This is a genomic window from Saprospiraceae bacterium (genome assembly GCA_016716185.1).
GTDB lineage: Bacteria > Bacteroidota > Bacteroidia > Chitinophagales > Saprospiraceae > Vicinibacter.
On the sequence record JADJWV010000003.1, the window covers coordinates 123,828 to 138,731 of the forward strand.

The 14,904-nt window shown below is 40.9% G+C and carries 10 protein-coding genes, 2 tRNA genes and 2 pseudogenes; 5 read left to right on the forward strand and 9 right to left on the reverse strand.

What is annotated here, in order from left to right:
- Window positions 1–170 precede the first annotated feature (170 nt).
- The 3 genes and pseudogenes from IPM34_13770 to serC all read right to left on the reverse strand — a co-directional run bounded on the left by IPM34_13770 (window position 171) and on the right by serC (window position 3,063).
- A complete protein-coding gene (locus IPM34_13770; GenBank protein MBK8956607.1) occupies window positions 171–551 on the reverse strand; it encodes a GxxExxY protein in 381 nt (126 codons plus the stop codon).
- A 701-nt stretch (window positions 552–1,252) separates the two neighbouring features.
- A complete protein-coding gene (locus tag IPM34_13775; protein MBK8956608.1) occupies window positions 1,253–2,005 on the reverse strand; it encodes a M48 family metallopeptidase in 753 nt (250 codons plus the stop codon).
- A pseudogene (gene serC / locus IPM34_13780) lies at window positions 1,998–3,063 on the reverse strand (3-phosphoserine/phosphohydroxythreonine transaminase). The gene IPM34_13775 and the pseudogene serC overlap by 8 nt, the downstream one beginning before the upstream one ends.
- Window positions 3,064–3,388: 325 nt before the next feature.
- On the opposite strand from serC, the gene IPM34_13785 reads away from it, so the two are divergent.
- Window positions 3,389–4,282 (forward strand): hypothetical protein, encoded by an 894-nt coding sequence (locus tag IPM34_13785; protein ID MBK8956609.1) that lies wholly within the window; start codon window positions 3,389–3,391, stop codon window positions 4,280–4,282.
- A gap of 3 nt (window positions 4,283–4,285) precedes the next feature.
- Window positions 4,286–4,861 (forward strand): dCTP deaminase, encoded by a 576-nt coding sequence (locus tag IPM34_13790; GenBank protein ID MBK8956610.1) that lies wholly within the window; start codon window positions 4,286–4,288, stop codon window positions 4,859–4,861.
- Between the two features lie 283 nt (window positions 4,862–5,144).
- Here the strand turns inward: IPM34_13790 and IPM34_13795 are convergent, their stop codons facing one another.
- The 3 genes and pseudogenes from IPM34_13795 to IPM34_13805 form a co-directional block, all read right to left on the reverse strand.
- Complete coding sequence (locus IPM34_13795) at window positions 5,145–5,687, reverse strand: hypothetical protein (GenBank protein MBK8956611.1); 543 nt, start codon at window positions 5,685–5,687, stop codon at window positions 5,145–5,147.
- 26 nt (window positions 5,688–5,713) lie between these two features.
- Entirely contained in the window at window positions 5,714–9,139 is a 3,426-nt protein-coding gene (locus IPM34_13800; protein ID MBK8956612.1) for a T9SS type A sorting domain-containing protein, read from the reverse strand.
- Window positions 9,140–9,354: 215 nt separating this feature from the next.
- A pseudogene (locus IPM34_13805) lies at window positions 9,355–11,960 on the reverse strand (excinuclease ABC subunit UvrA).
- Between the two features lie 257 nt (window positions 11,961–12,217).
- Here IPM34_13805 and IPM34_13810 point away from each other — a divergent pair.
- Together IPM34_13810 and IPM34_13815 are read left to right on the forward strand one after the other, a co-directional pair.
- A complete protein-coding gene (locus IPM34_13810; protein ID MBK8956613.1) occupies window positions 12,218–12,799 on the forward strand; it encodes a sigma-70 family RNA polymerase sigma factor in 582 nt (193 codons plus the stop codon).
- A 242-nt stretch (window positions 12,800–13,041) separates the two neighbouring features.
- Window positions 13,042–13,114: transfer RNA gene (locus IPM34_13815), tRNA-Thr, on the forward strand.
- 48 nt (window positions 13,115–13,162) lie between these two features.
- Here IPM34_13815 and IPM34_13820 read toward each other — a convergent pair.
- Window positions 13,163–13,456: a hypothetical protein gene (locus IPM34_13820; protein ID MBK8956614.1), complete on the reverse strand. Its 294-nt coding sequence runs from the start codon at window positions 13,454–13,456 to the stop codon at window positions 13,163–13,165.
- Between the two features lie 8 nt (window positions 13,457–13,464).
- On the opposite strand from IPM34_13820, the gene IPM34_13825 reads away from it, so the two are divergent.
- A tRNA-Pro gene (locus tag IPM34_13825) sits at window positions 13,465–13,538 on the forward strand.
- Between the two features lie 289 nt (window positions 13,539–13,827).
- Here IPM34_13825 and IPM34_13830 read toward each other — a convergent pair.
- Both IPM34_13830 and IPM34_13835 read right to left on the reverse strand, forming a co-directional pair.
- Complete coding sequence (locus tag IPM34_13830; protein MBK8956615.1) at window positions 13,828–14,289, reverse strand: DUF4348 domain-containing protein; 462 nt, start codon at window positions 14,287–14,289, stop codon at window positions 13,828–13,830.
- Window positions 14,261–14,896 (reverse strand): 4'-phosphopantetheinyl transferase superfamily protein, encoded by a 636-nt coding sequence (locus IPM34_13835; protein ID MBK8956616.1) that lies wholly within the window; start codon window positions 14,894–14,896, stop codon window positions 14,261–14,263. Before IPM34_13835 ends, IPM34_13830 begins: the two co-directional genes overlap by 29 nt.
- Window positions 14,897–14,904 lie beyond the last annotated feature (8 nt).

Below are 14,904 nucleotides of genomic sequence, written 5' to 3' on the forward strand. Positions count from 1 at the left end.
TTTTCGAAGTTCATTAAATTTCTGCGAAAATCAGCGTCCTCTGCGGAAAATTCTCTTTCTTTTTTTAATAGTGCGCTTATAGAACTAATTATTTATTTCCATTGAAATTTATTAAATGCATTGCTGATATTCAATTTAACGAATTGGGATTTGATTTAAAATTCTTAATACTACAAATTATTCACTTTTCTGAAAATAGATTTTTCAATTCTTTCACAGTTAAAATTTACCAATATTGCAAGCTTCTTCGCTGACAATTTTAAATAAGTCAATACTTGCATGTGATGAACTGGGGAAAGGCACTCAATTGACTTAATTTTGATAATAACCAAATTCTCTACAAGCAAATCAATTCGAAATCCGATATCCAATTTTACTCCATCATATACCAAAGGCAGAGCTACCTGTTGTTTAACTTCTAGCCCGGATTTCTGAAGCTCATATTGCAAAGCAACTTGATAAACTGATTCCAGTAATCCAGGGCCGAGAGCGCTAAATACTTTATAAATTGCACCTCTTATAATATAAGACAATTCATTTTCAGAATGCATAAGCATTTTAGATTTATTAGATTTGAATCCTAAAACTAGTTGGAAATATTGTATTTTATTTCGTGACTTATCGACTAACGCAAATTTTATATTTAACAATGTCAGATATTTATTAAATGGAATTCTTCCAGATTCTGAACCTTTATTTGGGTTATTTCAGATTATGCAAATCACCGCTTGAACGACCAGAATTTCATTTTCCCAGTCTGGTGGCTGTCGGAAATAAACTTCGGAAAGTCCCCTGCAGATCTCGCAGATTCCGCAGAAGTCTACCTCATTATTCTATTCATCTCCTATTCACGCAATTGTCTTCTGCGGAAATAAACTTCGGAAAGTCCCCCGCAGATCTCGCAGATTCCGCAGAAAAGAAATCAGAAATTATCCTATAGAATTATTCTATTCATCTCCTATTCATCTGCGTAATTTGCGTCTTCTGCGGGAAATAAACCCCCGCAGATCTCGCAGATTCCGCAGAAAAGAAATCAGAAAATATCCTACAGAATTATTCTATTCATCTCCTATTCATCTGCGTAATTTGCGTCTTCTGCGGGAAATGAACTTCGGAAAGTCTCCACGCAGAGCTCGCAGATTTCGCAGAAAAGAAATCAGAAACTATCCTATAGAAATATTCTATTCATCTCCTATTCATCTGCGTAATTTGCGTCCTCTGCGGGAAATAAACTTCGGAAAGTCTCCACGTTTCAAAACGTACACCCATCCCCATTCTTAGTCAGCCATGTTTCTGCAATCTTATAGTTGGGCATGATTTTTTCAACCAGTTTCCAAAATCGATCGGAATGATCCATATGAACCAGGTGAGCCAATTCGTGGATGATGATGTAATCAGTTATGAAATCGGGAGTGAGCAAGAGCCGGGTGGAAAGATTGATATTCTTTTTCGAACTGCAGCTGCCCCAATTACTTGTGTTGTGTTTGAGTCTGATGCCTGCAATTTCTTTTTGAAAAAATCTGCGATTCAATTCATGTACGCGTTCCGAAATTTCTTTGTGAAAGTAATTTCCCAGGATCCTGCTGATGATGCTACTGCAAAGTTTTTGTTTTTGGAAAGCATCAACTCCCAAAGGCAATCGTATGTAAATGACGTAAGCTTTAAGCTGACCCGAAGCTGATTTTTGTTCCATGCCTTCCCTGACGTCGAGAACAAATTCCCGACCTCGCAACTGAATTAGCTGTCCGCTGCGGTAATCCTTAGGAATGTACTTGCTTCGTAGTTTGACATCCGATTTCAGCTTTTTTGAAATCCAATCATGAGCCCATTTCGTGAATTCTTCTTTCTGACTGGTATTGGATAACAGGGGCAAACGCAAAATAGCCTTGTGTTTGGCAAAAGAAACCCTTGCACTTCGCCTTTGTTCATAAACAATTTCAAGTGGCAATTCAAATCCCGGAAAAGAAATTCGTTTGAGTTCGGTTACTACAACAGGTTTAGCCATGAGTTTTTTCAAAATCCTGCATCAGCAAAACAAGTGCCTGAACACTTTCAAGTTCCAATGCATTATATAGTGATGCCCTAAAGCCGCCTACAGAGCGATGGCCTGCCAAACCTACACAGCTTGCTGCTTTACAAAGATCAAAAACATATTTTCATGTTCCGGATTGTGTACTTTGAAGACTACATTCATCCAACTCCGATCTTCCGTCGTTACCGGACAATGGAAACAACTATTCCGGTCGATTTCGCGATACAGCGTTTGTGCTTTTTCTGAATTTCTTTTTTCCATCTTCTCCAATCCCATTTCTTTAACCCATCTCAGGGTGAGCATGGTCACGTAGATTGGAAACACTGGAGGCGTATTGAACATACTTCCATTTTCTGCATGAATTTTATACTGCAGCATGGCGGGCATTTTTCGTTTTACCTTTTCCAGCAAGGCCTTTTTCAATACGACCAGGGTTACACCCGCAGGTCCCAGATTTTTTGTGCGCCTGCGTAAATCAATGAAAATTTAGAAAAATCGAGTCTTCTGCTGAAAATATCGCTTGACATGTCGCAGAATAAGGGAATGGGTGATTCCGGCCATTCGTGATACTGCGTTCCGTAAATGGTATTGTTGGAGGTAATATGCAGATAGTTGGCATCCTTCGGTATCTCAAAATTTTTAGGAATATGCGTGAATTTATCTGCTTCTGAACTGGCCAATATATTTACATTGCCAAATAATTTGGCTTCCTTAATTGCTTTGGTCGACCATACACCGGAATTTACATAACATGCAGTTTCCCCTTCATTCAAAAAATTCATGGGGACCATGTAAAACTGACTGCTGGCGCCTCCCGATAAAAAGAGAACCGTATAATCGTCTCCGAGTCCCATCAATTCGAGTGTCAGTTGACTGGCTTCGTCGATAACAGCCTCAAATTGTTTGCTCCGATGGGATATTTCCAATAAGGATAAACCCATACCGGCAAATTCCTGAATGGCTGCTGCAGCTTGTTCCAAAACAATCTTTGGCAAAATGGCGGGACCGGCGTAAAAATTGTGTTTTTTCAATGGATGCGTGTTTGAATTGCAAAGTTAAGGATTGTAATGGAATTGGGTTTGGGTACTTGAAGGCAAAAGATTTCTGTGAATGAAACGAATAAAAACTGTTCACAGACCTTACCATCCATTTATTTGAAAGTTATCAAAATCATTGAATTCCACTTGGGTAATTTTCTAAAAAGTTGTATAAATTCCATGAGTCAAAATGTGTCTTGGTATTCACTCGTGTAATCGTGGAAATATAACGTGGAAATGAATTGAAAAAACTATTTCGCCTTTCATTTGGTTATTTGTAGGTTCACATCGGGAATCTAGTTTTCCTTTTTAATTATTCATGCCTATCCAACTCATCCATACACTTGAAGGACACCAGTCTGCTATCTATACGATGTCGCCTGGAGCACAAGGCACACTGCTTAGTGCGGGGGGTGATGGCTGGATTGTTTCCTGGGACCCCGAAACGTCAAACAACGGACAACTCCTTGCCAAAACGGATTCGAGGATTTTTTCATTGCATTACCTGGAAGGTAGTAATATGATCATCGCAGGAAGTATGGAAGGGGAATTGTTTTTCATTCCCATGACAAATCCTGATGCAGCGCGCCGATTGAAAGCGCATCGCGCTTCGATATACAAAATCATTGCCATAGGAGAATCCATCGCGAGTATTGGTGGTGATGGAATCATCAGTATTTGGGATCCCGTACGCATTGAACTTTTACATCAGTACCAACTCAGTGCAACGCGTTTGCGATCCATAAGTTATGATCAGGAGTTTTCAAAATTATACATCGGAGATCATGCGGGCGATCTGTATGCAATCGATCTTCCGGGTTTTGAAAAAATTGAAAAACAGACCGCAAGACACAAGTCAGCCGTTTTTTCCCAAATCCTGGATGCATCTCAAAAACGCCTCATTACAGGCGGACTCGATGCTCAGCTAAAAATTTCAAATGGCTTTTCAGACGTCTTTCGCGCACTGGATGCCCATTGGTTTTGCATAAATGATATTTGCATACTCGCCGGAACATCCTGGTTAGCAACAGCCAGCAGGGACAAATCCATCAGGATTTGGGATTCCGAAAAATATGATTTGGTCAAGGAACTTTCCAGACCTAATTTTGCGGCCCACCAGCACTCGGTGAATGCATTGGTTTGGTATCCCGGCCATCATTTACTCTGTTCAGCCAGTGATGATAAAAAAATAATTTGTTGGAAAATTGACTAAATCATGATCCTAAGCGACAATAAAATACTCGAAGCCATAGAAACCGGTGATATCGTCATTGAACCCTTTCGCCCGGAAAACCTGGGTACCAATTCATACGACGTGCACCTCGGAGAAACCCTTGCCGTTTATGATGCGCGCGAGTTGGATGCCAAAACACACAATACCATTTCGTATTTCAAAATTCCTGCCGAAGGATTTGTGCTGCAGCCCGGCACCCTTTACCTCGGTGTCACCGAAGAATACACCGAAACCCATCATGCCGTCCCTTTTCTCGAAGGCAAGTCCAGCGTAGGCAGACTCGGTATCGACATTCATGCAACAGCCGGCAAAGGCGATGTAGGATTTTGCAACAGCTGGACCCTGGAGATCAGTTGCGTTCAACCCGTTCGCATTTATGCAGGTATGCCTATCGGACAATTGATTTATTTTGCCGTAGAAGGTGAAATTGCCAATTATTACAACCGCAAAACGAATGCTAAATACAATCAGCGCACGCATCTACCGGTTGAGAGTATGATGTGGAAGAATACGTTTCGAGGAAAGCTTAAAGCGAAAAGCAAAAAGCGAGAAGCTTAAAGCGAGAAGCTTAAAGCTTAAAGCGAAGAATTTGCATTCTGAATTGAAACTAACAAATGTTAGTAATTCTTCCAAGCAGACAGATAGACTGCTTGACTTCCCGATAAAATGGATTATAATTTTTTCACAATTGATGATCTATTCAATTTTATCGGGATGACTGCTTGACTATAAGACTTACAGACTGCTTACTGTTGACTGCTGACTGCCAACTGCTCACTGCCAACTGCTGACTGCCAACTGCCTACTGCCTACTGCCTACTGCTTACTGCTTACTTCCCCCTCAGTCTCCCGCCTGTTTCCAAATGTATTTCTTCCCATCCCATTGAATGAGGGCACTTGCCGATTCGGATTTCTCGACCCAGATTGCAGTGTTGGAAGTATTTGGAAGATTCGCCTTGTTTGCTGTTGATTTTACGCGGTGGACCTTCCAGATATCGATCCAGTTAAAGTCATCACCTGCGTTGCCGAATTCTTTTCCGGCACCCAGTAAAAAATATTCATTTTTTAAGCCATGCAGAATGAGCAAACCCTTTTTACGACTTCCCTTGTGTTCGACAAATAATACGATATCGCTTTGACGATCCGCGTTAAAATCAGATTCGAGATAAAAGGGATTCATGTCGCTGCATAAAATATAATCCCTGGTTGCCCATTGCTTTTGATAAACCGACAATGCCCAATCGGGAAGTCTTTGCTCCAGCAGCCAGGGATCTGTTGATTTCTCCTGCCCATGTATGGTTATGGGAATCCAAAACCAAATGTATAAGGCCCATCTTCCCCTATTAATAAGTAGTTTGCAGAGCCTTTTGATTGAATTCTTCATAAGGAAATCAGAATAATGAATTACTATTAATCCACAATCAATTTACGCACGACGAGCTGATTATCCAATTGCAAGTGTACAAAATAAAGACCCTTTTGGAGTCCGCTGACAGAAAAAGAATGTGAACTTTTTCCGTCTGTCCGCTCGATTTTTTCCTCCATTAGCTTTTGTCCGGACGCGTTATAAAGAACCAGACTTCCATGATTCGAGAATCCGCCGGTCACATCGAGAATAACCTGGTCGCTGGAAGGATTTGGGTAAATGCTAATGATATATGCAGCCGACTCATTTTCTGTGGCGGTCACTTTGTTCACGATAAAATCGTATTTGAATCCGGCACCAAAGTCGGGTTTAAAGCTCACCATGGGAATCACGTTATTATTCACTCTCCGTTTGATACTAGCATTTCCGCTGCCATAATTCGGAAAATACCAGAAAGACAAACCATCCTGAGCTGCATCATCAACTTCCAGTGTATAGCAACCGTTGGGTAAATTTAAATTTTCCTGAAAGGTCGTTGCCGCGGCAAGATTTTTTTTCTCTACCAATACAGTTCCATTCATGTCTTTGATGCGATAACCATTATCTCCCGCAATGTTATTGGTTCTGATTTCGAAAATGGGATCAAAATCAAAAGAACGCACTAATTTAAAATTGCTGTTCATTGCATTGTTTCCGGGATTTTCATCGTCCATATCATTGACTTTCATCAGCTCCACTCCAAACAATGTAGTTGTTGCATTCGTCCAAAAATCGTAGTGATCCACAGGCAAATCGATAGTTTTGATTTCAAGGGGTTTGATGAGTCCCTGGTATGTATATTCCAAAGATCTTCCGCCTAACACCTGATAGCGAATTTGTATGCTTTGAATGTCCACAGAACCAAAATTCTTAACTTGTATCGCCGGCCGGCTGCATGCCGGGTTAAATCTTTCAAATTCGACGCGACCTGTATTGGGCCTGATCACAGATTCAATACCCGCATCAACCGAATACGCTGGCGCTCCATAACTCACCAGTTGACAAGATACCAGGTAGTTTGCAGCATCCATGTGTGCTCCATTCAAACCGTAATCGATTCGGGCAGTTGTTCCGGGATCCCCTAAAGCTGTGATATCAAATTGGTGCACATCAGATGCTGCACCCGGACACCAACCTGCCCGATCGAAAATCCAGGTACCGCCTTGTGGGTAAATCGGATTGTCTGCACATTCCTTCCACACCGTAAAATCATATTTTTTGAATGCCTTGTTTCCATCAACACGGATGAAGTGACTCCGGCTCACAAACTCGCCATTTTGCTCATGACCGGTAACCGTAGTTCTGATCTTATAAGAACTTGCCTGAGGATGCAGAACTAAATTCCGAGGTTCAAAAACTTCATTGTTGAGAATATTTCCAAAATACCCCCGCTGAAAAGCATAAACGTTTTGAATCTCCAAAACTTCGCGGGCCGGTTTTCCTTTGATGAATTGAAACTTGAGATCCATTTCTTCCTGCCAGGCTCCAAATTCAACACTGATTTTTTTCGAACCTTTCAATACCGGGGCATAATCGGTAATATCAAAAACAAATGTTTTTCCATCTTTGGTAAGATCCAATCCGTTTCCGTATGGCGTTACCAATGACAGCAATTCAAATTTTGCAGGATTGTATCGCTGGTATTTCAAGTCTTCCATCGTGAACACCCCATCTTCAGGAACTACCTTAAAATCTATGGGAGTCCCGTTTTCATCTTTGATGATAAAATCTCCTGCTGGATACACTAAAAATTTATTCTTTACGACAGGTTTTCCATTGACGATCTCGTATTCAGTCACCGGAGTTTTCACAGTGCTGAATTCTTCAAGAGCAGGAATGGTTTCGACCTGAAAACTATTAATGGTTCCTTGAATAAAAGTTGTTACGGGTCTTGTAGGCAAGTCCTGAAATCCGCTAACGATATTGCGTCCCTTCTCGACATACCAATTCAAATCGGTTTGCCCAGAAATATGAACAGGATTGGGCGACAAATCGCGAATTTGACCGGGATCAGCATCATTCAAGGGAAAATAATATTGAAGTGCACTAAGATGGGGATGCATTGGATTCGATGGATCGAACATATAATTCCGGATGTTCATCGAATCCAGTTCTTTGTTCCATATTGCAAAATGAGAAAGCCTTCCATAATAAAATGTCTGATCGTTGATATTGGAAGCCAGTTTCATTATATCTATAGAAATCGCTTTCTTTTTCCCTGTACCCGAATGCCATAAAATTCCGTTCTTGAATATTTGCATCACTCCGGTGCTTGTATTTTTTGTAAAAGCCCAATGCGTCCACTGACCTTCAAAATCTTTGGTAGCAGCGGCTTTTTCAATGCGATCGTAACCGTTACCATCATTTCCGCAATCCCAGTAAATGGAACCATTCCCCCAGGGCAAGTGCACATTGACCTGTCTGTTATTAGCCTGATCTGTTCCTTCCAATACGGTCGTGTTCACCGGCAAAATTTCGGCATCTCCGTATGCCCAAAATGCTATGGTAACCTCATTTGAAATGGTTTTTAATTTCTGATTGTCTATTGGATATCCCGGACTTCCAAAAGGAAACAAACTATGGCTTGTTATATTCGAGCCAAGACTCATATCAGGTGAAGTATGCGCTCTGAGATCCCATTCACTTGTAGTATTTGACGCATTCCAACTTACTTCAACCAGCAAACTGGAATTGCCATCCCAGGTAAAGCTGTTGTAAAACATCAGAGTTTGCAGCCCCGCATTGGTTATAGGAGTATTGAGAAAGTAAACTTCGGTCATGTTATCGAGATCAAATCCCGTTGCCCGAATAGAACCAGCTCTGGTGTTCTTCATTTTAATTTTTAAAAAAGACAATTCGCCCGGAGTTTTAGCAAAATTCCATCGTAAGCCATGAATTTTTCCAGCTTTCAGATTCGCATTAGACAATTCAGCAGCTGTAAACAAATAGTAAAACTTTCCCGGTTCACTTTTAAATTGCAATAGCTTGTCATCTGGACCTATGGTTCCATTCACTTCATTTGACAATGCACTGTAAATTCCCTTTTTCTGATAATAAGAAATGCAATTACTGGTGGGTTGATTCGCATAATAAAATTCAGAGCCATTGAAATTCGGAATCACGTATCTCCGTTGAATTTGCAGAACTGAATCCTTTCTCAAGGTATCTGTGACAAATGTATTGCAACTGTAGTCCCATTCACCACAACCAACGCCTCCATTCCCCACCTGGGCATTTTTACACCGGATATTGTAGATAAGATTGATTCGTTCTATGTCTGATCCCTGCAGGTCCTGAAACTGGTACCAACCTTCTCTGCCAGCAGAATCCCAGGTAAGGGTCTGGATGGTTATGGTATCCTGGGCAAAGGCTGAATCAGCATACAGGAATAGAATAAAAAACATTTTCAATAATCCGAATTTCTTGTTCATATGATATAGATTGCTTTTACTTAGGAATACTATTTCTAATTTTTTGATTTTTAGACTTTTAGGCCATTAGGGGAACAAAAAGCAAAAAACTCAAAGCTTTCCAATTTATAAGCTAACGAATGTTAGTTTAACAACATCCTTCATCCTTCAACTAACCTCCCTCAACTATCATCCATCAACTACTCATCTACCATGCATCCTCCATTATCCCTCCTCTATCGTACTTCTTCCAATTTGCCTTTTAAATAAATCGCCGTTATGGATTCTTTTGCTTCATTAATTCCCTCCGGCGGACCCTGATACAATAATCTGCCTCCGTATTTGCCACCGCCGGGTCCGAGGTCGATTAGCCAGTCCACGGTTTTAAGAACATCCATATTGTGCTCAATAACCAAAACCGTATGGCCTTTTTCGACCAGAGCATGCAATGCAAATAACAACTTGCGGATGTCATCAAAATGCAGTCCAGTTGTAGGCTCGTCAAATATAAAAAAAATATGCTCACTGGTGTTTTCTAATCCAAGATAATATGCCAGTTTAAGCCTTTGCGCCTCACCTCCAGACAGGGTAGATGAAGATTGACCCAATTTCAGATAATTGAGACCCACATCCTGCAAGGGCCTAAGTTTTTTTACAATATCCTTTTTGTCTGAAAAAAAACTCAAAGCTTCCTCCACACTCATTTCGAGTATTTCGAAAATATTCTTCTCCTTGTATTTCACTTCAAGGATCTCATTGGTGAATCTTTTTCCATTGCAATCTTCACACAACAATGCCACATCGGCAAGAAACTGCATTTCCACAATGATCTCTCCTTCCCCTTTGCAAGTTTCGCAACGGCCACCCTCCACATTGAACGAAAAATGTTTGGGTTGGTATCCTCTTAGTTTGGAAAGACTTTGCTGGCGGAAAATATCTCTGATCTCGTCGTATGCTTTGACATAGGTCGCTGGATTGCTTCTGGATGAACGTCCCAATGCCTGCTGATTGACCATTTCGATCTGACTGATCCTTTTTACATCGCCATCAAGGACACCAATACTCAAATTTTCCTGACCTTCTCCCTGAATTGCATGCTGCAACAAAGGATGCAGAACATGTTTGATCAAAGTAGTTTTTCCGGAACCAGAAACTCCCGAAACACCAATCATACTTCTCAAAGGAAAACTGACATCCAGATCTTGAAGATTGTGAAGCGAAACCTGCCGCAAGTTGATTTTGTCCTGCGGAATTTTTCTGCGTAATGGTATAGGTATGGTTTTGAGTCCGCAGAGATACGCGGATGTCAAATGATCAGCACCGGATTTTAAAAATTGTTCGTAGGTGCCATTGAAAACGACATTTCCACCGTGAATACCAGCACCGGGCCCAATATCGAGAATTTCATCTGCACGGCGTATTACTTCTTCTTCGTGTTCGATGACGATTACTGTATTTCCCAGGTTCTTTAAATGTAAAAGTGCAGAAACCAGTTTAGAAGTATCTCTGGGATGCAATCCAACACTGGGTTCGTCGAGTATGTACAGCGATGAAGTCAAATTTGAACCAAGGGTTCTTGTCAAATGGATTCGCTGGGTTTCGCCTCCACTCAAGGTTGAAGCAAGCCTATCCAGATTCAGATAGGACAATCCAATATGATTTAATACTTCGAGTCTGTTGATGATTTCCGGAAGCAATCTTTTTCCCAGTTCGCGTTCGTAATCACTCAATTGCAGCGGATCCGTACCAAAGAATTTCTTTTTGAGCAGCTTTAAGTTTTTTATAGGGAATATGTAAGGGAAAACCAATAGACTCAGCAATTTTAAATAGGGGAGTCAGCCATTCGCTGCTTTTTTCACCCTTCCAGCAAACGATAGCATCTTCATAAATGCTTTTATTTTGATTGGGAATAACCTTATTTTCATCAATCCCGATGATCCTTCCATAACCCTCGCATACCGGACAAGCCCCGTAGGGATTGTTGTAATTGAAAAACTGCGGTGAGGGCTCCAAAAATGTAATGCCATCGAGCTCGAACCGATTTGAAAAGGAAACAATTTGATCTTCATTGATGATCAGTTTACAATTGCCATGACTTTCAGCAAACCCGGTGAGAATGGAATCGGCTACCCGTTTTTCAAAATCCTCATCCATTTGCTGGGTTTTGAAGCGATCTACGACCACACAACAGTCTTTCAGTGTTTTATCGTCGAGCTTTTTTCGCAAAATTGTGGCATCTAAACTCTTTAAAGCGTCCTCGATAAGCAAGAGCTGTTTCTTAAAATAGATCCTGGTAAATCCTTTTTGAAGCAGGATGTTCAATTCCTGTAGAAAACTTCTTTCCGGGTACTCCTGTTGCAGCGAAAAAGATATATATACTTTGGTATCGGCTGGAAGTAATTTAATGGCATCGACCACATCTCTCACTTCGTGTTTTTTAACCTCCTGTCCGCTCACCGGGAGAATATGTTTTCCCAAGGCGGGCATAGAGTAGCCTGAGAAAATCGTATATTTCCGTAAGGGAACCTACCGTAGATCTGGCATTAGAAGAACCCACCCGTTGTTCAATCGCGATGGCGGGGCAGAGACCTTTGATGTAATCGACATCGGGTTTTTTCATCCGGTTGAGAAACTGTCTGGCATAAGCCGACAAACTCTCCACATATCTCCTTTGTCCTTCAGCATATAAGGTGTCTATGATCAGAGATGATTTTCCAGAACCTGATACCCCGGTAACCACAATTAAACGGTTTTTAGCCAAAGAGACGTCTACATTCCTCAGGTTATTGGAGCGTGCTCCTTTGATTTCGATCGTGTTTTGGGTTTTATGCAAAGTGTTCATTGAAGTAAGAGAGTGCAAAAAGAATGATTTTTCAAGATCTGAAGAAATAATTGATAAAATTCCTTGTTATTGGCACTTTTTTTGATATTTTTACTTAGGAAACAGCGTATTTAGCGGTTAAAATTTCGTTAAATGAAAATTTTCAAACAGCAAAACGGGTTCCTGTTGTATCTTTAGACCGTAATTCAATTGTAAACAACAATAAAAGCCTATAGATTAGAACTTCTACACTTTATTAAAAACTAAATAATAAGGGTATGCAAGTAACTAATCTTTCTGATCAGGCGCTGATCGAGCAGTATCTTTTAGGCAATGAGTCTGCTTTTGCAGAATTACTCAACAGGCATCAGCAAAAAATTTACACTTCTATTTATTTATTTGTAAAAGACCGCGAGCAGGCCGAAGATCTGTTTCAGGATGTCTTTATCAAAATCATTGACACCTTAAAACGAGGTGGTTATAACCACGAAGGTAAATTTTCACAATGGGCCATCCGTATTGCATATAACATGTGCGTAGACCAGTTTCGCCGTAACAAACGGCGCACTAAGGTGAGTGGAAATGACGAATTCGATATTTTCGACGTACTTGAACTTCCCGATGAAAATCGCGAAGATCAGATGATCCGGTCTGAAATGCATACCAGGATCAGGTCCCTGGTGGATATGCTTCCAGAAGAACAGCGCGAGGTGGTCATTTTAAGGCATTATGCGGATCTCAGCTTTAAAGAAATATCGCAATTGACACGCGTTAGCATCAATACAGCACTTGGGCGCATGCGCTATGCACTCATCAACATCCGCAAAATGATGGAGGAGCGTTCAGTTGTTCTGCAGTAAAATCATTAGGAAAACCTTAACGAAAACCAAAAACCATTTGGCTTTTTGGCGCGTTTAAGATATAAATGAGAGTTTTTTAGGCTTCGTTTAAAATCGGGATTTGTTTTCCCACAGGGATTAGGGGGGCCGCATCAACGATGCGGCCTTTTTTTATTTACATTTTAAGTGCAGCCAATCCATACAATTTCCTACTTCCCATTAAATTTGCAGCCACCTGTCGTAAAAACAGGTGTTAGAAATCTGGCATCATAGCTCAGCTGGTAGAGCAACGCATTCGTAATGCCTGGGTCCGCATTTCGAGTCTGCGTGGTGGCTCATATATGGATTGTGGAGTTGAAAATAGGATAATAACTTATAAGCCGTTCAAAGTACATTGTACAACTCCCCCAAACAAAACACACTCACACTCAAACCCATGCTGGATTCCACACTCACACTCACACTCAAACCCATGCTGGATTCCACACTCACACTCAAACCCATGCTGAATTCCACACCCACACTCACACCCACACACATGCTGAATTCCACACCCACACTCACACACACACCCATGCTGAATTCCACACCCACACTCACACACACACCCATGCTGAATTCCACACCCACACCCACACTCACACCCATGCTGGATTCCACACTCACACCCACACCCATGCTGAATTCGGGATGTAGCGCAGTCTGGTAGCGCGCTTCGTTCGGGACGAAGAGGCCGCTGGTTCGAATCCAGTCATCCCGACTTACGGAATGTTTGAGGTTTCGAAGTTTCGAAGTTTCGAGGTTTCGAGGTTTCGAGGTTTCGGCTTTTAGGCTTTTAGGCTTTTAGGCTTTTAGGCTTTTAGGCTTTTAGGCTTTTAGGCTTTTAGGCTTTTAGGGAATTCGGCTCCATGAAAAATGTTTAATTTTAATTCCATTATGATATAAAATGAACGAACGATTGTTAGTTTTACAATCGAACACTTGAAAAGTCGTCCCGCCGAAAAGTCGAAATTTCGAAACACCGAAAAACCCCCTCCCTCTCCCCTCAATCATCCTCCTTCCTTCCCTGTCCAATTATTTAATCCCGCATAATAAATTAAACTCCATCCCGAGGATCCTTTCGCAAATCTTCGAATCATCATGAGCTGGTATTTTTTCTCGGTAATCCGTTCTTCGATCAAAATATCAGCAAGTAGATGAAACTGACTCGCATACAATTTTGGATCGAATTTGCGATGCATGATCCATTGATCTGCAGTGTAATAAAAATCATCGTAGTTTTTTTCTTCTGGATCCGCTCCATCAGGCAATCCTTTTAAAGGAAAATTTATATGAGACATTTGAAATAAACTATCGTTGTGAAACGCTTCGTAAAATTCAACGAAATCATTTGGCAACTGGAGACCGCCGTCTTGTTTTTTATGGGTGTTGGATTTACAGGACCACAACACCAGAAATCCAAATAAAATAAAAATGCCCGGATTAAATTTCCAAAGCCATTGCACTGACATATTTTTCATTTTTTTCATACCAAATTTGAAATGACTTCACCATTCCCGATAAATGTAAAAAAGCTTTTTTAGAATAAGCCTGTTCGGCATCCACATCCAATTCAATCTGCTCTGAAAAAATGATGCCTTTATTTCCATGTGCCTTGTAAACAGCTTCTTTAATCGACCATGCAGCGCACAAATCCTTTGTATTCATCATTCCAGCTTGCTGAATTTTTTTCTGTTCAGCTTCCGACAAAAAACGTTTTGAGATCGAAGTTATTTTATCCCGATAAGCCTGAAGATCAAATCCAACAGGGTGAATAGACATTGCCAATCCCGTCCACTGTGCAGAATGGGAAATGGACAAATGCTTTTGGGAATCTCTGATAAATAACTTACCGGTTTCATTCTTAAATAAATGAGCATCGTTTTTACCGGTGCAGCTGAATATCAAATAACGGGAAGCCAGGTATTCTATTCTACGAAGGGGGTGAATGGTCGTCAACCATTTTATCAACCGCTCATCCCAATCCATTGCATTCAGAAAAAAAGCATCGTCTTCTTCGATGGACCAGATATACAATTCCGATTGGCCTTCCGGGCATTTGCTTTCAATTAATGGCATTCTGACTT